The organism is Citrobacter sp. LST-B2 (genome assembly GCF_057983045.1).
Genome location: NZ_CP192598.1, coordinates 3,105,025 through 3,125,907 on the forward strand (window position 1 = coordinate 3,105,025; position 20,883 = coordinate 3,125,907).

A 20,883-nucleotide genomic window follows, 5' to 3' on the forward strand; every position below is an offset into this window, starting at 1 on the left:
TTCGGGTTATAGCAAGGCGGTGACGCCGCTTATCCAGGAGCTTACAGAAGTAAGTGACCGGATAATCAAGGAAAGCCAACACTGCTACAGCCCGAAACATGACGGGGAAACTGATTACTTTTCAACGCGTTCGCGTATCACAACTGCGGGATTGCCACGGCAAATCATATTTGCCGGTAGCGATTTAAAAACACTGCTGCGCGCACCGACGACAGTGCCATCGCCTATCGTTACGCCTGGCGCCACAAACACATCCGTTGCCAGCCAGCATTTATCGCCAATCACAATCGGGGTGGCGTTAATATCAAAATGCGCGCTGGTATGATCGTGACTGCCGGTACACAAATAGCTTTTCTGCGAAACCACCGCATGGGCACCAATCGTAATATCGCCGAGCGTATATAAATTGACGTCATCCCCTACCCAGGCATAATCACCAATGGTTAATTTCCACGGATAGGTAATTTTCACCGACGGTCGAATGACTACGTTTTTTCCTATTTTCGCGCCAAACAGACGGAGCAAAAAAGCGCGCCAGCGATATAACACCTGCGGTGACCAGGAAAATAATGTTGCCTGTACGGCCCACCACAATTGCACTTTAATTACATTTCCGCCGCGAAATCCTTTCGGTACGGAGAAACCACGTAAATCCTGCATCATTAATCCTTATATTTCAGGCTTTGTTATATAAGGCTTTCGTTTTACCTGTCGTACGTAAGCGTAATAGCTTCGATAATTCAGCCCAAAAACCCGGCACGCGTAATATCTGACGCTGCACTTTTTTGGCGTCTTCGCATAATTCCAGATTATTCGTCGTTGACACACCGCCCATTGAAAATTCAGAGACCAGACCGTCCAGTTTTTTAAAGTCATAACCTTCTTTATACAATCTGGCGGCCAGCGCATAATCCGATGACACTTTATATTGCAGGTCGTAGTGCCAGACTTTTAGTCCCGCCAGCGGGAAAAAGATTGCCTGATGGCTGGCCGGCAGGCTGTGATAGATATACCAACCGGGTTTCGCGCTACGCTTCGTTTTATGACCATCGCCAAAATCGAGCAGCGCATCACCGGTAATCATCACGTCATCTTTTTGTGTCTGTAACTGACGTACAACGTGGGCGACATCCGGATGAAAGATATCGCCGGAGTTAAGGAACAGCGCGAACTTGCCACGCGCCATTTCAATGCCCTTGTTCATCGCATCATAGATGCCGTTATCCGGTTCGCTGACAAAACGTAAGTGGTAGTTACCGCAGAGGTTTTCCAGAAATTCTTGCGTACCGTCATTTGAACCGCCGTCCACCACGATCCACTCAAAGCGGATGTCGGTCGCCTTCGCCAGATGCGCCAGCGACGCATGGGTTTTGACGATGCCGTCCAGATTGCGAAACGCGACGGTGATAATACTGAGCAGCATAGAATTAACCTCATCATACTTTTGTCATATTCAGCGCCTTGCGCAAAATAAACGGACAAACGATTAAAAATGCATATTCCGGGCTAAATATTGAACCGGTAAAAAACAGTGACACCGGTGTAAAAAGATAAAGTTGCACCCGAAAATTCCGATTATCGCCAAATGCATTTAACGTCATTTTTAAGATTTTCCACATGTACCACAGCGTCATTAACACCGCGAACCAGGAAAAATAAATAATCAGCAGATACAAACCATTGTCTATTGTTTTCCCGACATCTGCACCGTTAAAGATTCCGAATGATGCGACATATTCATAAAGTGAGCCAAATCTGACGACGCCATCGATATGGGTTAAAGAATAACCGACCATCACTAACGGGCCGACAATACGATAATAAGAAGACGACCCTTCCGTTCCTAAATCTCCAAGACGTGTGGAGATATAAGGAAATGCAAATATCACCCCTACTAAAAACACGGCTAATGAGATTATCGCCAGCGGCAGTTTTTTCTTTATCGCATCCTTATTCAGATACTGGAACGCCCATTCCAGCAGGTAAAACAGGATAAATGTCATTACCCCTGAAAACGATCCTGATAATATTATCCCTGCCAGAATCATAGCATCGGTTTTAGGCGTTTTGATACCAAACTGTTTGATGCTGAGCCAAATTGAGATTAAGGCCAGAGCAAAAAATGCCGGTTCGAAATAGAGCGCGGTGGTTCGCTTGCCGCCAAATTTAATAAAATTCAACACATAGCTATTGCTGTAAATAAGGTACTTCGAAATGCTTTCCATCAGGCTACTGCCGCCGGTCAGGATAATTTGCGCCATTTCCGCCGCCGCCAGCACCACCACCAGCGCCACCACCAGATAGAAAAAGCGCAGGATCTTACGGTAGTTATGCGGTGAGATGGTTTTGAAGCGAATGCTCCAGACCATACCGATAATGATCACGATATAGACAAACAGCATCGTTGAGGTGACGTATTTGCTGGCGTCCAGAGACTGACCGAACAGATAGTTAAACGCCGTCAGCCCTGCTCCAATCCCTAATGCAATCATCAGTTTCTTAATGCTGATTCGTTCAACGTACAGCAGCAGTAAAACGGGTAAAAAAGTGACAATAGTGATGGGGAAACTTTCGCCCAGTTGGGCAATTTTGACGTTGACCAGCAGGTAGATCAGCGGCAGCAGCAGATAGCTACAGATTCTGATAGAACGAGACATATTCCTCCAGCATCTGTTGACCACTGTACGCCGCACGACTGCGCTCGCGGAAGGCGCTGAGCGAGGTACCAAAAACCGTCTGCGCGATGTCAGTTTTGTTCATCTGCACCAGTGACAGCACCTCTTCAGCGGCAAACGTTTTTCCGCCCGCCTTGCGCAGCACTTCCTGCGCCGCGTCGCTGTGGGTGGCGATCACCGGCACGCCGATTGACAACGCTTCACATAAAATCAGTGGATAGTTATCCACGCGGGAGCTGAACACCAGCGCGTCCATCTGGTTGAGCGCGCTCATCAGTTTGCGTTTGTCAGTTTCGAAGCCGTGATTCACCACGTTTGCCCCGTCAAACGGCGAGAATTTGCCAAAGGTATGCAGTTCAACCTTATCGCCCAGCGCTATCATGTCGCGCACCAGACGCTGATTAGTTTTTCCGTCATAGCGCAGGTCATGGGCCACAATCGCAATTTTCGGTTTCCCCGGGGTCTCATTGACCGGAGACAATTCTGCCAGAATCGCTTCGGTCGCCACATCGATCCCATTATTGATAATGCGGCAGCGCCCCACGCCGTACAGGCTGTTAAACGCATCGGCAACGTGTTGGCTTGGAGAGATAAACTGGCAACCCAGCGCCAGCATCTGGCGGAACAGTTGGCGTTTTCCATCGACCAGGTTATGCGCGCGGTCAACTTTCACCGGCGGATAATTACTCAGCGTTGGGCATTTCTGGCAGCCGGTTTTCCACCCCTCGCAGCCGTCGGTAAAGGCGCAGCGCCCGGTCACACTCCAGTGATCGTGCAGTGTCCAGACCAGCGTGACGTCCGGCTTGTGGTTTTTCACCTTTTCGCAGAACGCTACCACGTCAGCCAGATTCAACCAGTAGCTATGCAGAACGTGAAAATGCAGCACCAGCGGGCCTGACGTGCGGGTCACGGTACGGTAGAGATTGTTCAGATTGCCAAACAGATCGCGATTGAACAGGCGAAACAGGGCGATATTAGCCACTGACGTCAGACGCGGCGTCTGTTTGATGACATGAGGATAGTGGCTATGGCTGACGCTCTTTTTCCCGCCCTTGCCGTAGCCGTAAATAAATTGCGAAGTCAGCCCTTTTTGCAGTGCGCGCTGATGCAGATCTAATGCCACTCCAGCCGCACCGCCTTCCGCCAGTCGCACATTAAATTGCACAATATTCATTTAATTACCTTCACCCGGGCCTTCTCGCCCACCACCAGCGCATTGTCCGGGATGCTGTCGAGCACCACGCTGCCTGCGCCAATCGTCACGTTATTTCCGATGCGGATGTCACCCAGCACGATCACGTTGGCACCCAGTTCGACGCCGTTGCCTATCACCGGACAGGCCAGGCTGTCAGCACCACGATTGCCGATAGTGACGCCATGACGAACCGTGAAATCGTCACCGGCCACCACGTTTTTGTTAATCACCACGGCGTAACCATGATGAATGGTGAAGCGTCGTCCGATGGTGGCCGCCGCCTGGATTTCATAGCCGAACAGGCATTCGGTTATCAGCCGATATAGCACCAGCACCGGCGCGGCCCACAGATTGTTCAGCACGTTTTTTTTGCGCCAGACGGAGCAGAAATGAGCAACCCGGTAGGCCAGCACCATGCAGCACGGGCGCAGGCTCCAGCTGTTCGCGCGAATATCTTCCAGCATGCTTAACGTCCTCGCAGCCCGTCAGCCAGACGCTTGCCGTTGCGCAGTGAAAACAGCGTCAGCAACGTGCGCCAGGTCATGCGCTTATTGCGGATCTGGTAGAGCGTAAACAGCTGATATTTCTTACTGGCGCGGTCAAATTTATCTTTATGCTTGCGGTAAAAATGGAAGTAGCCAGAGAATTTCTTCGGTGACGAGGTGATCTGCATTTCGCCATGATTAACGTGCAGGATCTGCGTCGCCTCCTCCACCTTCCACGGTTCGCCATACTCCACCACCATCCGCAGAAAGATGTCGTAATCCTGCGCGGCTTTCAGTTCGGTATCGAACAGGCACTCTTTAAACCGCCACGCCCAGGTAAAGACCTGATTGCCTATGATGTTGCGTTTATAGAACAGGTGGCGCGAGTAAGGGGATTTCGGATACAGCGGCAGGCTCGCCGGCTGCGAGTAAACTTCGCCTTCGCAGACATAATCGTTGGCGTACAAAAAAGCGTGAGTCACCAGTTGATGTTTATGGGCAAGGAACACGCTCAAACGGTTTGGCGTCCACTCATCATCATCATCAATACCGGTGATGTAATGCCCTTGCGCCTGGACGATGGCCTGATTACGCACCGCGCAGGCGCCAGAGTTGATCTCATTATGGGTGTAACGTACGCGCGGGTCGTTTAATCCCTCAACAAACTGCTGTAGCTGTTCATAAGAGGAAGAGCAATCATCAACAATGATCATCTCCCAGTGGGGATAGTCCTGACGCAGCACCGATTTAATTGCCCGAATGGCGAGCTGCTGCCGGTTCCAGGTTGGCATATAAATGGAGATCAGCGGATTTTCTGTATTCATGCTCTTTTCCCAGGAAGTGATGCCGGAGGGCCCAACGTGTAGGCCACTCACGATTTTTTATTTTGTGTCGGACTTGTATTCGTACTCGTAGTACCCGTAATCCTGATACCCGGTGGCGCGCCGGAAGATGGAGTTGAGGATCACCCCTTTCACCTGAATGCCGTTTTGCTCAAAACGGCTCAGGCTGGTTTCCACCTCTTTCAGGGTATTGACGGCATAGCGAGCGACCATCAACGTCGTGCCTGCGTGACGTCCGACAATCGCGGCGTCGGTGACGGCCAGGATTGGCGGCGTATCGATCAGCACCAGGTCATAGTGGCTACTCGCCCAACGCAGCAGTTCAGCAAAGCGTTCGCTCATCAGCAGCTCAGACGGGTTTGGCGGTACCTGACCGCGCGGTACAAGGTCAAAATTAGGAATGGACGTCGGTTTCGCACAGGAGGCGATATCCCCTTTGCCGACCAGAATCTCGGACAGACCGTTGACGTTATTGGTGCCGAGCAGTTCGTGGGTATAGCCTTTACGCATATCGCAGTCGATCAGCAGTACACGCTTGTTGGTCTGGCTGATCACCGCCGCAAGGTTGGCGCAGACAAAGGTCTTCCCGATAGACGGGCTAACCCCGGTGAGCATCAGGACATTGTTTTGTGCCTGCATCATGGCGAAGTGGAGGCTGGTGCGCAGGCTGCGCACGGCTTCAATCGCCAGATCGGTCGGGTTACCCACTGCCAGCAGTTGGCTCTGCTTGTAACGCTTAACACCCTTAATGGTCTTGACGCTATCCCGCGCTTTCTGCCATTCCGACAGCGGAATGCTGGCGTATACGCTGATGCCATTCTCTTCCAGCACCTGCGGGCTTTCGATACCGCGGTTGAGCAGTGAACGCAGCAGCACGCCAACGATAGAGAGCATCAGGCCCAGAATGATGCTGCCGAGAATGATCAGCGCTTTCTTCGGCTTCAGCACGCCAGGCTGGGCAATGGCCGGGTCAACGATCCGCACGTCACCCACGGTGCTGGCCTCGGTGATCTTCAGCTCCTGCTGTTTGTTCAGCAATTGCATATAGACCTGCTGACCCGACTCAACGTCACGCGTCAGGCGCACAATCTCCTGCTGCGTTTTCGGCATCGCCGTCACGCGCCCGTTCAGTTTGGCTTTTTCATCTTCCAGCGCCTGACGTTTTTCCAGCAGCGTGCGGTACGCCGGGTGCGCTTTGGTGAAGAGTTTCGATATTTCCGCTTCTTTAAAGGTCAGTTCGTTAAGCTGCGCATCAATGTTAACCATTGAGTCCAGCACGGCTTTCGCTTCCAGCGGCAAATCGACGGAGTCTTTATCCTGACGAAACGCATTGAGTTTATTCTCTGCCACGTCCAGATGCTGGCGCACTTCCGGCAGCTGTTTCGCCAGGAAGGCCAGGCTTTTCGCCGCCTCGGCAGATTTGCGCTCAACGTTCTGTTCCAGATAATTTCGGGTAATGCTGTTGAGAATGTCGCGGATCTGATCGCGGTCTTCGCCAGTAAAGCTCAGGCTGAGCACGCCGGTATCTTTGCCGTTTTCGACTACCGTCAGGTTGTTTTGCAGGTTATTGATCATCCCCAGCGTGGAGAATTTGGTGACAGTAAATTCCGTGTCCGGTCGAGCATGAATTTCACTGACTACTATCGTGACGCCGTCTTTGCTCAGCGTCCGCCCGACCTGTCCGCGCGCGCTGAAGCCGCCGTCGCTGGTCAGTTGGTAGTCTTTGTCACTTAGCACCGTCAGGGTGAAGGTCTGCTCGTTCATCCCTTTCGGCAGGGTAAAGGTGGTGACTTTTGCCGATTCATTCTGTCGCCCCATCAGCCGTTCCCAGCCCGCGCCGAACAGCGGGAAGGTGTTTTTGGTGACCGAAATATCCAGATCCAGATCGTCCACCGTTTTGCCTAATACCAGACGCGACTGGATGAGCTGAATTTCCGCTTCCGAAGCCGGCGGCTTGTTGGATAACGCAGAGCCGATATCCTGCACCAGCGAGTTGCCGGTGTTTTGTTCAATCTGTACCAGCGCATCCGCACTGTAGATCGGCGTGGCGAAGAGTGTGTAAATCACCGCGCATAACGCAAAGACCGCCGTAATGCCCAGCACCCACCAGCGCGCTTCAATAACGGTTCCCACCAGACGACCGATATCGATCTCATCATTGCCCGTTACCGGTGCGGCAGACTGTTTTACTTTTTCTGTCATTATTTTACCTGCTCTGCGTTCAATGCCTGCGCCCACTGGCGAGCAGACCGTTCAAGTAAGGCGTACACCGCTTCAAACGCCTCACGGCTTTTACGATACGGGTCGGGAATTTCGCGTTCATCGTCCCAGTGCCCGAAAAGCATGACCTTGCCACGCATCTCGGGCGCCAGTTCGTGCAGAGAGGCGATATGTCTTTTTTCCATCGCCAGGATCAGGTCATAGTCCCGGCACAGCCGCCCGGTGACCTGACGCGCGCAGTGTCCTTCCAGAGAAAGATCATGACTTGCCGCCACGCTCACCGCTGAAGCGTCAGCGCCTTTTCCCACCAGCGCGCCCAGACCGGCGGATTCCACCGTTATCTGCGGGTGATATTGTTTAAGCAAACGCTCTGCCGTCGGGGAACGACAAATGTTCCCCACGCAAACCACTAATATTTTGTTAAACATGACGATTACCAGTTATGAAGGTCGCTGGCCGTATCCGTCATGTAACGGACACCGCTGATGGTCGGCAGCAACTGATTGATCAGACGGTTCCAGCGCGCGACCGGTGCGGTGGTGACATACACCACGTCATACGGCTGCAGACGGAATTCCGTCGCCATGACCAGAGAGGTCGCATCAGACATATCGAGCTGATAGATGTTGGCAATCTTGCCGCCAGGGCCTTTGCCTTTCAGCGGACGGATCACGAAGATGCCGCTGGCGTTGGAGGTGGTCAGATCGATGCCTTCGGCGTTACCCAGCGCTTCGGTCAGCGTCATGCCGCTGAAGTCCATTTTGAGGGTGCTCTGTTTTTTCACTTCACCCATCACGAACACTTTCAGGTCGTCATTGCGCGGCACATAGAGAATATCGCCGGGATAAAGCAGACGGTTCTGGCTGAGATCGCCGTTTTGCATCAGCGCCTGCAGTGAAATGCGTTGTTCTTTGCCTTTGTGCGTCAGCACCACATTGCGCCAGTCAGCCACTTCCGTCAGGCCGCCGGCGGCGTTAATGGCGTCCAGCACGGTCAACGGCACGTTGGTGATCGCCTGCTGCCCGGATTTATTCACCTGCCCGGAGATGTAGGCTTTTTGCGAACGGAAAGCGGCGATATTAACGTCCACCTGCGGGTCAGCAATGTACTTCGCTAAGCGCCCGGTAATATCACTACGGATTTCTGCCAGGGTTTTTCCGACTACGCTGACCTTGCCGATGTACGGGTAAAACATGGTGCCATCGGGCTGAACCCAGTTACCGGTATCGCTGGAGCTACGGTATTGGCCCGCAGGCGTAGTGAGTTCCGGGTGATCCCAGACGGTCACGCTCAGCACATCCCCTGCCCCGACACGGTACTCATAGCTGGCGAGCTCCTGGTCCAGCGACATATTCGGCTGGGCGACATTCGGGCGCGGGCGTAATTGTTCTACCAGTCGTGGCGTGAGTGGATACACGTTCACCATCCGGTCGAGATCAAAGTCAGCGTCTTGCTGTTTAATCACGTCTTTGCCCATCGTAGACATATTGCTGCCCGGAAGTACTGTGCAACCGCTTATCAAGGTTACCGACACCAATAATGGCATCAATTTCATTTTGGATTTCATCATTGATTATTTATCACTTTGGCAGAGTAATTATCCTGTGCAATTTAAATAGCGACTTCGCCGTACACATTTACATTGCAGTTAATTGAAAAGAAATTTAACTGGCATCAGTCCTAAAAAAATTGAATTCATCCGTAAGCTATTGACAGAATAATGCAGACTCGTCATCAGGCGTTCAGGCACGCTACCGCCCCTGGCTTTTTAGCTACCAATACACTGATTAGGTTATGTTTTTATAAGCCTTGTTATTTCACTGTTTGTCGTAACAGAGAAAATGTTAAGGCATTCTGAATGTCAGCCATTAATGAACCGGAACCCCACGTAATATATTTACTCGTCCATCATTAACGCTGGAAGAATTGTTACAGCTAACGTAATTGCAGGCAAGGTAACACGCCTGCTATTCTCTGTTTTTAAGATTAATATTAAGCGATATATTGGCCAGATTTTAGGAATTACTTGATATTGACAGAATCTATTTCCTCTATTCACCCTGCGATATTTCCTAAATAGCTTTTTGCCATATTTAATTATTCCCGACAGAAACTTTATGGTTATTTTCAGCGCAATCAGCAAGGTGAATACATGAGAAATCCCCTCTCGCCATTGCATTTTCCGTCCGCTTTATCCATGATCGAATTGTGACAATTGTCATATAACGAAAGGTATTACATTTACTATGGAATGGATCGCCGATCCGTCAATCTGGGCCGGACTGGTCACGCTGGTCGTGATCGAATTAGTCCTCGGCATTGATAACCTAGTCTTTATTGCCATCCTCGCAGAGAAACTGCCGCCTGCGCAGCGCGACCGTGCGCGCGTGACCGGGCTTATCCTGGCAATGCTGATGCGTCTGCTGCTGCTGGCATCAATCTCGTGGCTGGTCACGCTGACCAAACCGCTGTTTAGCGTGCACGGTCTGAGCTTTAGCGCCCGCGATTTGATCATGTTGTTTGGGGGCTTCTTCCTGCTGTTTAAAGCCACAATGGAGCTGAACGAACGGCTCGAAGGGAAAGACAGCAACAACCCCACTCAGCGTAAAGGGGCGAAATTCTGGGGTGTGGTGGCGCAAATTGTGGTGCTGGATGCCATCTTCTCGCTCGACTCCGTGATCACCGCCGTCGGTATGGTGGATCACCTGGCGGTGATGATGGCGGCGGTGATTATTGCCATCAGCCTGATGCTACTGGCGAGTAAGTCGCTCACCCGCTTTGTGAACAGCCACCCGACCATTGTCATCCTCTGTCTCAGCTTCCTGCTGATGATCGGCTTCAGTCTGGTGGCGGAAGGCTTCGGCTTCCGGATCCCGAAAGGGTATCTGTACGCCGCCATTGGCTTCTCGGTGATGATCGAAGCGTTGAACCAGTTGGCTATCTTTAACCGTCGTCGTTTCCTGTCGGCCAATCACACCCTGCGCCAACGGACGACCGAGGCGGTAATGCGTCTGTTGAGCGGCCAGAAAGAAGAAGCCGAACTGGATGCGGAAACCGCCTCGCTGCTGGTTGACCATGACGACAGCCAGATTTTCAACCCGCAAGAGCGTCGAATGATTGAGCGCGTACTCAACCTCAATCAGCGCACGGTCAGCAGTATTATGACCTCGCGCCATGACATCGAGCATATCGACCTCACCGCGCCGGAAGAAGAGATTCGCTCGCTGCTGGAAAAAAACCAGCATACGCGCCTGGTGGTGACCGGTGGTCACGATGAGGAAGATCTGCTGGGCGTGGTGCACGTGATTGACCTGCTACAACAGTCGCTGCGCGGTGAACCTCTGAACCTGCGGGTATTGATTCGTCAGCCGCTGGTGTTCCCGGAAACGCTACCTCTGCTTCCGGCGCTGGAGCAGTTCCGCAATGCGCGAACGCACTTTGCTTTTGTCGTTGATGAATTCGGCTCAGTGGAAGGGATCGTGACGCTCAGTGACGTCACGGAAACCATAGCCGGTAATCTGCCGAACGAGGCGGAAGAGATAGATGCCCGCCATGACATCCAGAAAAACCCGGACGGCTCATGGACCGTCAACGGCCACATGCCGCTGGAAGATCTGGTGCAATATGTCCCGCTGCCGCTTGATGAAAAACGGGAATATCACACCATTGCGGGTCTGCTGATGGAAGAATTGCAGCGCGTGCCGAAGCCGGGAGAAGAAGTCCAGGTGGGCGATTTCCTGCTCAAAACGTTGCAGGTGGAAAGCCATCGCGTACAGAAGGTTCAAATTATGCCTTTACGCAATGAGGATGAGATGGATTACGAGGTTTAATATGAAACAATGCCGGGTGACGAATGTGCCGCCCGGCATATGGCCATTATCCGTTTCCAGGCCGGATTAAGACGCGAAGCGTCGCCATCCGGTACACACGCCCTACCGAATCAGAGTTTATCCAGCAGCTTCTTCACATCTTTGCCGTTGCGGGAATCTTTATTTCGCTCCGCCCAGTCGTTCAGACGACGCTTCGCTTCATCCTGCATATGCTTACGCAGTAACTGATCCACCTGCAGATTGTAATTCAGCGCCTGCCAGTTACCGTAAACTCGCAGCGGAACCGGAGTCGCCTTCAGGAAATCGATCAGCTTGCTTTCTCCCTTCCAGCCATCCAGCACCCGCACGTTAAACTGCGTGTCACAGGTTTGCCCGACCAGGTCGAGCGTCCCCTGCCCCGTCAGGGACAACATTGCGGACTCGCCTGCCATGTTATCCAGCGTCAGTTTACCGTGATCCAGCGTCAGGTCCGTGACAAAGCGGGCCAGACGCGTCGCGTTATCAACGCTTTGCATCGACTGTACATCGCCGCCGCTGCGTTCCACGGCCTGCTGAATCAACTGCTGGAAGTTCATGCCCTCCATCCGCGTGTCGCGCATGTCAACATGGGCTTTCCCCTGCCAGCTGTGACGGAATGACTGGGCATCGATATCCACACCGGAAAAATCTCCCGCCAGCGACATCTTGCCGGTCAGGGCAATCGGATAGTTGAATGCCTTGAGGATCGTACCGATTTCAACGTCGTCCAGACGCGGCTGGAATACCACTTGTGGCGTTTGCGCACGCGTATCCAGCGTCCCCGGCAGCGATATCATCCCGCCATCGAGTTTGCCTTGCAGTTCAGCGATCGTCAGCACATCGGACTGATTCGTCATACGGCTACTGACGTCGGTAAAATTCATCCCACGCCAGGTCACGTTATCCGCTTTCAGCGCGATATCGGCACTAAAGCCTTTCAGCCCCTGATAGGCGGGTTCATCCACACGACTTGAAATCACCGGACGCGCCAGCGGCGGCTGACTTCCCCCCTGCGCCACCGCGCCGTTGGCGCTGCTGGCATTTTCGGGCGGCGCTAACAGGTTATCCAGATTCAGGCGGGCAAATTGCAGGTTGACGAGCCATGCCGGTTGTTCCTTCAGCGTCACCTGCACGTTTCCGGTCAGGGCGCTGTCGTTCGCCGTCACATTGAGTTGGCTGAAGGTGAGCGTTTTCTTCTCTTCCTGCCACTGCGCCTGCAGTTGTCCCTGCCCCTGGATGCCCTGTTTCGGCAGATCGGCGCCCTGCAACTGCCAGCTTAACTGTTGAATACCCGCGGTGAAGTTATGCGGATAGTCGGAAGCGTCAACGGTACCGTTGAAAGCAAGGGTAAGGTCGCGCTGGTCGCGATTCACCCGGCCTGAAAATTCGAAGGTGCCGCGATGCTGTGCATCCTGCTCCATCTGCAGACGAATATCGCGAACGGTTACCTGTTCATCATCTTCATGCTGAAAGACCAGTACGCTGTCCGCTACACGCAGACTGGCGACATCAAACGACCAACCGCGATCTTCGGCAACATCTGGCAAGGTGTTGTCTTTCGGGGCCACCGGGGCGTTTTCACGGCGTACCGCTTCCGTTTGCGGCGTTAGCTGAATCACTGCGCCTTTGAGCATCACCTGTTTGACACTGAGCTGATGGCTCAGCAGCGGCCACAGTGCGACATCCAGACGCATATTATCCGCACGAACCAGGGGTTCAGCGGCCCCTTCTGCCGTTAACACCATACGCCCGGAGAGGATGCTGAGTTGCGGCCAGACGTGCCAGCGCAGTGGGCCGTCCAGTTGCAGTTGATAACCGCTTCGCGCAGCTACCTGTTGCACCATATAAGCGCGGAAATCATTCGGATTGACTAACAATACTAACGCGGAGAAGCCGGCCCCCAACACGACCAGCAAAATCATCAGCGTCGTCAGAAATCGTCTCATGCTATCCTCAATGGAGTAGACTCAGTCTTTATCAATCCGGCTGGCGACAGCGCCCTGCTGATCGCGATACTTCGCATCTTCACGACGGTTGTAAGGTCGAAGCGCAGGCCCCGATAGCGGCTCGAAACTCAACGCGCCGATCAGCATCCCTGGGCGCAGAGCCAGCGGCAATTTACCGGAATTATAGAATTCCAGCACGATACAGCCAGACCAGCCCGGATCGATACGGTGCGCGGTCACATGAACCATCAGACCCAGGCGCGCCAGTGAAGAGCGACCGTCCAGCCACCCCACCAGATCCGCCGGCAGGGTCACCGACTCATAGGTCACTGCCAGCGCCAGTTCGCCAGGATGCAGGTAAAATGCATCCCCTTCCGCCAGGACGATCTCATCGCTCATAACGCGATCCAGCGCAGCGCTCACTTCTGCCTTCGGTCCACTTAAATCGATAAAGGCAGCGGTATGTCCACTAAATGTACGAAATTTATTGCCCAGGCGCACATCCACAGTTGCGCCATTAATGCGCTCAACGGGCGGACGCGGGTTGATCGACAAACGGCCTTCATCAAGCCAGGCTTCAATATCTCGGTCACACAGACGCATGGCACTTTCTCCTTTCGTGCATCGGGCGCTTAACGCATTGTGCATTAAGGGCAAACCAGGTTATCACTGAACGGTACACAATTCGCCGGGCTTATTCAAAGAACTGACTGATTTTCGCTTTCAGAATATCAATGGCGATGCGATTTTTCCCACCGCGCGGCACGATAATATCGGCGTATTGTTTAGATGGTTCAATAAATTGCAGGAACATCGGACGCACGGTCTTCTGATACTGCGCCATCACGGAATCCATTGAACGACCACGTTCGTTAACATCACGCTTGATACGGCGCATCAGGCAGATATCCAGCGGGGTATCGACAAAAATAGAGAAGTTCATCTCTTCGCGTAAACGCGCGTCGGTCAGCAGCAAAATCCCTTCAAGAATGATGACTTTCTTTGGCTCAACACGAACCGTCTCTTTCATGCGGGTGTGTTCGACGTAGCTGTATACCGGTAGTTCAATCGCCGAACCCCGTTTGAGGGCCTGCAGGTGCTGAAACAGGAGGCTGTGATCCATCGCATTCGGATGGTCGTAGTTAGTTTTAACGCGTTCTTCCATCGACAGATGGCTTTGATCTTTGTAATAGCTGTCTTCGGGAATAACGCCGATATGTTCGTCACCGACTTGTTCACGCAACTCGCGATAAAGGGTACTGGCAATAAGACTCTTGCCGGAAGCCGATGCGCCAGCAATACCGATAATGACGCACTGATGGGACTGATCAGTCATAAATTTAGCGACCTGAATAACCTGGTTAGGAAGGACGACACCGCATGGGCGTCAAACGCGGCAATTATAGGGATTTCGGGCGTGCGATACCAGTCGAGATAGCAGGGAGTGTATTTCGCGCCCAACGTTTCCCTGTCGCAAATTTATTTGTTCAGATTTAGAGCACCCCGCGGAATTAACCCGGTTTCGCAGTAATTAATCGCCATATAATGTCAAATAATGAGCAACCGGGATATAAATTGTAAATTGTTTGTACTAGCATAAACAGAGAATATCACGATGCGTCCGGGCGTTCCGCGACGTTCCGGCCACTCGGATACAGGGTAATGAGTAAACCATCCCAACATGTTTTAGTTACCTTGCCGCATCCTCTGCTGCGCTTCGTCAGTTTAGGGCTGACGGCTTTTATTTTTACCCTTTTCTCACTGGAATTATCCCAGTTTGGCACCCAACTCGCCCCGCTCTGGTTCCCGACGTCGATCATGATGGTGGCCTTTTACCGTCACGCCGGACGGATGTGGCCCGGAATTGCGCTCGCCTGTTCGTTAGGGAGCATCGGCGCATCGCTGGTCTTGTTCCCGCCCAGCGCGCTGAATTTTACCTACACCGCGATCAACATCATTGAAGCCGTCGTCGGTGCCATGCTGTTACGTAAGCTGTTACCCTGGTACAACCCGTTACAGAATCTCAATGACTGGCTACGTCTTGCCTTCGGCAGTGCGGTTATCCCGCCGCTGTTGGGCGGTATTCTGGTGTGGATTATGTCGCCGAATGAAACGCCGTTGAAAGCGTTTCTGATTTGGGTGCTGTCGGAATCCATCGGCGCGCTGGCGCTGGTACCGTTGGGATTATTGTTCAAACCACACTACCTGTTGCGCCACCGCAACCCGCGTCTGCTCCTGGAAACATTGCTGACGCTAGTCGTTACCCTGGTTCTGAGCTGGTTCGCCATGAAGTATGTTCCATGGCCCTTTACGTTAGTGATCGTACTGCTGATGTGGAGCGCCGTGCGGTTGCCACGGATGGAAGCCTTTCTCATCTTCCTCGCTACCGTCATGATGGTATCGCTGATGATGGCGGCCGACCCGTCACTGTTGGTCACCCCCAAAGTGCATGTCATGAACAACCTGCCGTGGCTGCCGTTCTTAATGATTCTCTTACCCGCGAACATCATGACCATGGTGATGTACGCCTTTCGCGCCGAACGTAAGCACATTACGGAAAGCGAAGAACGTTTTCGCAACGCGATGGAGTATTCAGCGATCGGTATGGCGCTGGTCGGTACAGAAGGGCAATGGCTGCAGGCCAACAAAGCGTTATGCCAGTTTCTCGGCTATAACCAGGATGAGTTACGCGCGCTGACCTTTCAGCAGCTCACCTGGCCGGAAGACCTGCATAAAGATCTGGAGCAACTCACCATGCTGGTGAGCGGCGACATTAATAGCTATTCGATGGAGAAACGCTATTACACCCGTACGGGCGAGATCGTCTGGGCGCTGCTGACCGTCTCGCTGGTCCGCCATTCTGACGGCACGCCGCTTTACTTTATTGCCCAAATTGAAGATATCAACGATCTCAAACATACCGAATGGGTTAACAAACGGCTGATGGAACGCATCACGCTGGCAAACGAAGCTGGCGGCATTGGGATCTGGGAATGGGAACTGCAACCCGACGTCATCAGTTGGGATAAGCGTATGTTCGAACTGTATGAGGTTCCCGCTCATGTTAAGCCCACCTGGTCGCTCTGGTACGACTGCGTTATCCCGGAAGACCGCGAGTATGCAGAAAAGGTGGTTCGTGACTCCTTAGCCGCGCGCCTGCCTTTTAAGATGGAATTCCGCATTGCGGTGAAAGACGGCGTCCGCCATATCCGCTCGCTGGCGAATCGGGTGTTAAATAAAGATGGCGAAGTCGAACGACTGCTCGGTATCAATATGGACATGACCGAAGTGAAGCAGTTGAATGAAGCGCTGTTTCAGGAAAAAGAGCGTTTGCACATTACTCTCGACTCCATCGGGGAAGCGGTGGTGTGTATTGACGTTGATCTGAAAGTTACCTTTATGAACCCGGTCGCCGAGAAGATGAGCGGCTGGCAGCAGGAGAATGCCATTGGCGTACCGCTGTTGACGGTACTGCGCATCACCTTTGGCGATAACGGCCCGCTGATGGAGAACATCTACAGTGCTGATATGTCCCGCTCCGCCATCGAACAGGATGTGGTTCTCCATTGTCGCAACGGCGGCAGTTACGACATTCACTACAGCATAACCCCGCTTAGCACCCTGGACGGTGGAAATATCGGTTCAGTGCTGGTGATTCAGGATGTCACCGAGTCACGTAAGATGTTGCGCCAGCTAAGCTACAGCGCCACCCACGACGCCCTCACCCACCTGACCAATCGGGCTAGTTTTGAAAACAAGCTGAAACTGCTGCTGCAAACCGTCCGCAGTGCGCATCAGCGCCACGCGCTGGTCTTTATCGATCTTGATCGTTTTAAAGCGGTAAATGACAGCGCCGGTCACGCGGCGGGCGATGCGCTGCTGCGCGAACTGGCGCAACTGATGCTCAGCATGTTGCGTTCCAGCGACGTGCTGGCGCGTCTGGGCGGTGATGAGTTCGGCCTGCTGTTGCCGGAGTGTAATATTGAAAGCGCGCGCTTTATCGCCACGCGGATCGTTAACGCCGTCAATGATTACCACTTTATGTGGGAAGGCCGCCTGCATCGCATTGGTGCCAGCGCCGGGATCACGCTCATCGACGAGAACAATTGCCAGGCGGTTGAGGTGATGTCGCAGGCAGATATCGCCTGCTATGCCTCTAAAAATGGCGGGCGCGGCCAGGTGACCGTGTATGAACCACAACAAGAGCAGGCGCATCACGAGCGCGCGATGATGTCGCTGGATGAGCAATGGCGGATGATTAAAGATAACCACTTGCTGATGGTCGCCCGCGGCGTTGCGTCACCACGCATTCCCGAAGCACGTAATTTCTGGCTGATCTCGCTGCGACTGTGGACCAGTGAAGGAGAAGTCATGGAAGAGCAGGCCTTTCGGGCAAGCTTAGCCGATCCGGCGCTCAGCCATGCGCTGGATCGCCGCGTGCTCCATGAATTTTTCCATCATGCAGCGCCGGCGGTTGCCAGCAAAGGACTCAGCGTCGCCCTGCCGCTTTCGGTGGCGGGATTAATCAGCACAACGCTGATTGACGAACTTCTGGCTCAACTGGAGCAGAGCACTCTGCCGGGACGCCTGCTACATCTGATTGTGCCTGCGGAAGCGCTGTTACTGAACCCACAGGAGAGCACCAAAGCAATTCAGACATTACGCCAGGCAGGGTGTCACATCATTGTGAGCCAGATTGGCCGCGATCTGCAGATCTTCAATCTGATGACCAAAAGTTTGGCGGATTACCTGCTGCTCGACAGTGAGTTGAGCGCCAGCATTCACGGCAACATGATGGATGAAATGCTGGTGTCGATCATCCAGGGCCACGCCCAGCGCCTGGGGATGAAAACCATTGCCGGGCCGGTGCAAACGCCGATCGTCATGGATACGCTGTCAGGTATTGGTATCGACCAGATTTATGGCGATATCATCGCCGAAGCGCAACCGCTGGATCTGCTACTCAACACCAGTTATTTCGCGATCAACTGACGGCTGCCATCCCTCGGTATACCAGATGTGCAATAACGCGTAGGAGCGCCAGGGTTTCCAGCGCTCCGCATAGCGACGGATCTGCGCGGGAGTCATCCCCGGGAAACGTTGTTTGATCAGATAGTCGTCAGGCAAAAACACGTCCTTCGCCTGCCAGCCGCGCAGGGCAAAATAGTTTGCCGTCCAGCGACCAATCCCCGGAAATCCCTGTAGCATTTTGATTCCCTGTTCAATATCTTCCGGCGGCTGGGTTACCAGTATTCCATCCCGGGCGGCCTGCGCCAGATAGATAAGCGCGTTGGCGCGCATCAGCGGCATGCCCAACGCTTTCAGTTCCAGCGGATCGGCTGCGGCTAGCTGTTCAGGCGTTGGGAAACAGACGTACTCCGGGCTGTCCGCTAACACGTCGCCATACCATCGTGCAACCTTCGACGTCAGCTTTGCCGCCATCGCCACGCTCACCAGTTGGCCCAGAATCGCCCGGACGCCCTGCTCAAAGGCGTCCACCGAACCGGGCAGGCGCAGTCCCGGACGCGCTGCGCCCAGTTCACCTAACGCATGGCTGATCTGCTGTGGTTTACAGCGCAAATCAAACAGTCGCTCCATTTTTTCAAGGCAGATATCCGCGACCGGCAACAGCCCTTCACTCAGCGTTACCTGAAGCGTGTTCGTCGCGGTGTCGGGAACGGCGGCGATGATTCCCTTATGTTGTCCTATCGCCAGGCTTCGCGTGTAGCGTAACGCCTCGACGGTTTCCACCCCGTCGACCGCACGGGCGGCAAGGAAACCCAGAATCCATGACCAGTCATAAGGCGGTTGCCAGTTCAGGGTAAACATCATCCTCTCCTTTTTCTGCAAACCTTCAGCATAATCGCTATTCAGGCGTTGTGCTTTGCTTTCATATTCCAGTTGTCGCGACGACGACATTTCGCTAAAGTCACGCCCCTTCTTCACTGGCATGGGGATTTTCAAGGTGTTTATTGGATTTGATTACGGTACCGCTAACTGTTCTGTCGCCATCATGCGCGACGGCAAGCCGCAACTGCTGAAAATGGAAAATGGCAGTACGCTGCTGCCTTCCATGCTTTGCGCGCCGACGCGTGAATCGGTGAGCGAATGGCTCTACCGCCATCATGATGTTCCGACACCAGACGATGAAACGCAGGCGCTGTTGCGTCGGGCCATTCGCTTCAATCGCGACGAGGACATTGACGTTCACGCCAGCAGCGTACAGTTTGGCCTGTCATCGCTTGGACACTATATTGACGACCCGGAAGAGGTGTACTTCGTTAAGTCGCCGAAATCCTTCCTCGGCGCCAGCGGACTAAAACCGCAACAGGTCGCGCTGTTCGAAGATTTAGTCTGCGCAATGATGCTGCACATTCGTCAACAGGCACAAAACCAGCTCCCCGAAGCCATCACCCAGGCCGTGATCGGACGTCCCATTAACTTCCAGGGATTAGGCGGCGATGAGGCGAACAGCCAGGCGCAGGGTATTCTGGAACGAGCGGCAAAACGAGCTGGCTTTCAGGATGTCATTTTCCAGTATGAGCCGGTGGCGGCGGGACTGGATTACGAAGCGACATTACAGGAAGAGAAACGTGTCCTGGTGGTGGATATCGGCGGGGGGACCACCGACTGTTCGTTACTGCTGATGGGGCCACAATGGCATCACCGCGCTGACCGCGAATCCAGCCTGCTGGGTCACAGCGGCTGTCGCGTTGGCGGGAACGATCTGGATATCGCGCTGGCGTTTAAACACCTGATGCCGCTGCTGGGGATGGGGGGCGAAACCGAGAAAGGGATCGCCCTACCGGTGCTGCCGTGGTGGAACGCGGTGGCGATCAACGACGTTCCGGCACAAAGCGATTTCTACAGCAGCGCCACGGGGCGTCTGCTGAACGACCTGGTACGCGATGCCCGCGAACCGGAGCAGGTGGCGCTGCTGCTGAAAGTCTGGCGTCAGCGTCTCGGTTATCGGCTGGTCCGCAGCGCCGAAGAGAGCAAAATTACGCTGTCTGCACAAGCCGAAGTTAATGCAGTGCTCCCGTTTATCCGCGACGATCTGGCCGCCGTCATCAGCCAACAGGGGCTGGAGCGCGCGCTGGATCAGCCGCTTTCCCGGATACTGGAACAGGTGCAACTGGCGCTGGATAACGCCCAGGAAAAGCCAGACGTCATCTATCTGACCGGTGGCAGCGCACGCTCGCCGCTGATCAAAAAAGCGCTGGCCGCCAAACTGCCGGGTATTCCCATTGCCGGTGGCGATGACTTCGGCTCCGTCACCGCCGGTCTGGCCCGCTGGGCTGAAGTGGTATTCCGCTAAACGCCTCGCAAGCTGAACGCGGATGGATTGACATTAAGGTTCATGTGGCTTAGTTTCAGGAGTGAGGGTAAGGGAGGGTTTCCCCTCCCCCTGGTGTCTTAGTAAGCCGGTAAGCTAATGACTAAGAGTATCACCAGTATGATGACTACCTTCATCATAACCCTTTCCTTATTTTGGCCCCTTCCTCGGGAGGGGCTTTCCCGTTTCAGCGTCCTGCTGAAATCCGTGGCTTACCTCCTTTTTGCCGTGCCGCCACTGTAGCGCACAATTTTTCATGCGCCTTTTTCAGCGATGATTGTTGCGTAACGCCTCGCAAAGCGCGCCGCCATTCGGATGAATCCGTACAGGGTTTCA

17 protein-coding genes are annotated in these 20,883 nt (G+C 53.7%); 3 read left to right on the forward strand and 14 right to left on the reverse strand.

The features are described from left to right. Positions 1 to 114 precede the first annotated feature (114 nt). From wcaF to ACQ0PY_RS15140, 9 genes are read right to left on the reverse strand one after another with little or no spacing between them, the layout of a single operon-like run. The gene (wcaF, locus tag ACQ0PY_RS15100; protein WP_043000186.1) at positions 115 to 660 is read right to left on the reverse strand and encodes a colanic acid biosynthesis acetyltransferase WcaF; all 546 of its coding nucleotides are present in this window, start codon (positions 658 to 660) and stop codon (positions 115 to 117) included. A 16-nt stretch (positions 661 to 676) separates the two neighbouring features. Further along, the gene (wcaE, locus tag ACQ0PY_RS15105; protein ID WP_043000185.1) at positions 677 to 1,423 is read right to left on the reverse strand and encodes a colanic acid biosynthesis glycosyltransferase WcaE; all 747 of its coding nucleotides are present in this window, start codon (positions 1,421 to 1,423) and stop codon (positions 677 to 679) included. A gap of 13 nt (positions 1,424 to 1,436) precedes the next feature. After that, entirely contained in the window at positions 1,437 to 2,657 is a 1,221-nt protein-coding gene (gene wcaD / locus ACQ0PY_RS15110) for a colanic acid polymerase WcaD (RefSeq protein ID WP_043000184.1), read from the reverse strand. After that, the gene (gene wcaC, locus ACQ0PY_RS15115) at positions 2,632 to 3,849 is read right to left on the reverse strand and encodes a colanic acid biosynthesis glycosyltransferase WcaC (RefSeq protein ID WP_109740378.1); all 1,218 of its coding nucleotides are present in this window, start codon (positions 3,847 to 3,849) and stop codon (positions 2,632 to 2,634) included. Before wcaC ends, wcaD begins: the two co-directional genes overlap by 26 nt. After that, on the reverse strand, positions 3,846 to 4,334 hold the full coding sequence (gene wcaB / locus ACQ0PY_RS15120; protein WP_043000182.1) for a colanic acid biosynthesis acetyltransferase WcaB: 489 nt from the start codon (positions 4,332 to 4,334) through the stop codon (positions 3,846 to 3,848). Before wcaB ends, wcaC begins: the two co-directional genes overlap by 4 nt. 2 nt (positions 4,335 to 4,336) lie before the next feature. Next, positions 4,337 to 5,179, reverse strand: a complete 843-nt coding sequence (wcaA, locus tag ACQ0PY_RS15125; protein ID WP_044258698.1) for a colanic acid biosynthesis glycosyltransferase WcaA — start codon at positions 5,177 to 5,179, stop codon at positions 4,337 to 4,339. A 57-nt stretch (positions 5,180 to 5,236) separates the two neighbouring features. Beyond that, on the reverse strand, positions 5,237 to 7,399 hold the full coding sequence (gene wzc / locus ACQ0PY_RS15130; RefSeq protein ID WP_104446701.1) for a tyrosine-protein kinase Wzc: 2,163 nt from the start codon (positions 7,397 to 7,399) through the stop codon (positions 5,237 to 5,239). Continuing rightward, positions 7,399 to 7,845: a low molecular weight protein-tyrosine-phosphatase Wzb gene (wzb, locus tag ACQ0PY_RS15135; RefSeq protein ID WP_043000179.1), complete on the reverse strand. Its 447-nt coding sequence runs from the start codon at positions 7,843 to 7,845 to the stop codon at positions 7,399 to 7,401. The genes wzc and wzb overlap by 1 nt, the downstream gene beginning before the upstream one ends. 5 nt (positions 7,846 to 7,850) lie before the next feature. Beyond that, the gene (locus ACQ0PY_RS15140; protein ID WP_043000178.1) at positions 7,851 to 8,987 is read right to left on the reverse strand and encodes a polysaccharide export protein; all 1,137 of its coding nucleotides are present in this window, start codon (positions 8,985 to 8,987) and stop codon (positions 7,851 to 7,853) included. Positions 8,988 to 9,663: 676 nt separating this feature from the next. On the opposite strand from ACQ0PY_RS15140, the gene ACQ0PY_RS15145 reads away from it, so the two are divergent. Further along, positions 9,664 to 11,247: a TerC family protein gene (locus tag ACQ0PY_RS15145; protein WP_043000176.1), complete on the forward strand. Its 1,584-nt coding sequence runs from the start codon at positions 9,664 to 9,666 to the stop codon at positions 11,245 to 11,247. A gap of 110 nt (positions 11,248 to 11,357) precedes the next feature. Here ACQ0PY_RS15145 and asmA read toward each other — a convergent pair whose 3' ends face one another. The 3 genes from asmA to udk form a co-directional block, all read right to left on the reverse strand. Beyond that, on the reverse strand, positions 11,358 to 13,211 hold the full coding sequence (asmA, locus tag ACQ0PY_RS15150) for an outer membrane assembly protein AsmA (protein ID WP_109740379.1): 1,854 nt from the start codon (positions 13,209 to 13,211) through the stop codon (positions 11,358 to 11,360). 21 nt (positions 13,212 to 13,232) lie between these two features. Continuing rightward, entirely contained in the window at positions 13,233 to 13,814 is a 582-nt protein-coding gene (gene dcd, locus ACQ0PY_RS15155) for a dCTP deaminase (protein ID WP_043000174.1), read from the reverse strand. Positions 13,815 to 13,905: 91 nt separating this feature from the next. Continuing rightward, positions 13,906 to 14,547 (reverse strand): uridine kinase, encoded by a 642-nt coding sequence (gene udk / locus ACQ0PY_RS15160; RefSeq protein ID WP_042318055.1) that lies wholly within the window; start codon positions 14,545 to 14,547, stop codon positions 13,906 to 13,908. 326 nt (positions 14,548 to 14,873) lie between these two features. On the opposite strand from udk, the gene ACQ0PY_RS15165 reads away from it, so the two are divergent. Beyond that, positions 14,874 to 18,203 carry a diguanylate cyclase gene (locus ACQ0PY_RS15165; protein ID WP_054176021.1) on the forward strand — a complete coding sequence of 1,110 codons (3,330 nt, stop codon included), beginning with the start codon at positions 14,874 to 14,876 and terminating at the stop codon, positions 18,201 to 18,203. Here ACQ0PY_RS15165 and alkA read toward each other — a convergent pair. Beyond that, on the reverse strand, positions 18,171 to 19,040 hold the full coding sequence (gene alkA, locus ACQ0PY_RS15170; protein ID WP_043001888.1) for a DNA-3-methyladenine glycosylase 2: 870 nt from the start codon (positions 19,038 to 19,040) through the stop codon (positions 18,171 to 18,173). The genes ACQ0PY_RS15165 and alkA overlap by 33 nt on opposite strands. A 136-nt stretch (positions 19,041 to 19,176) precedes the next feature. Between alkA and yegD the strand changes: the two genes are divergently transcribed. After that, positions 19,177 to 20,529 (forward strand): molecular chaperone, encoded by a 1,353-nt coding sequence (yegD, locus tag ACQ0PY_RS15175; RefSeq protein ID WP_109740642.1) that lies wholly within the window; start codon positions 19,177 to 19,179, stop codon positions 20,527 to 20,529. A gap of 98 nt (positions 20,530 to 20,627) precedes the next feature. Here yegD and ACQ0PY_RS15180 read toward each other — a convergent pair whose 3' ends face one another. Then, a complete protein-coding gene (locus ACQ0PY_RS15180) occupies positions 20,628 to 20,687 on the reverse strand; it encodes a type I toxin-antitoxin system Ibs family toxin (RefSeq protein WP_105887528.1) in 60 nt (19 codons plus the stop codon). Positions 20,688 to 20,883: the final 196 nt, after the last annotated feature.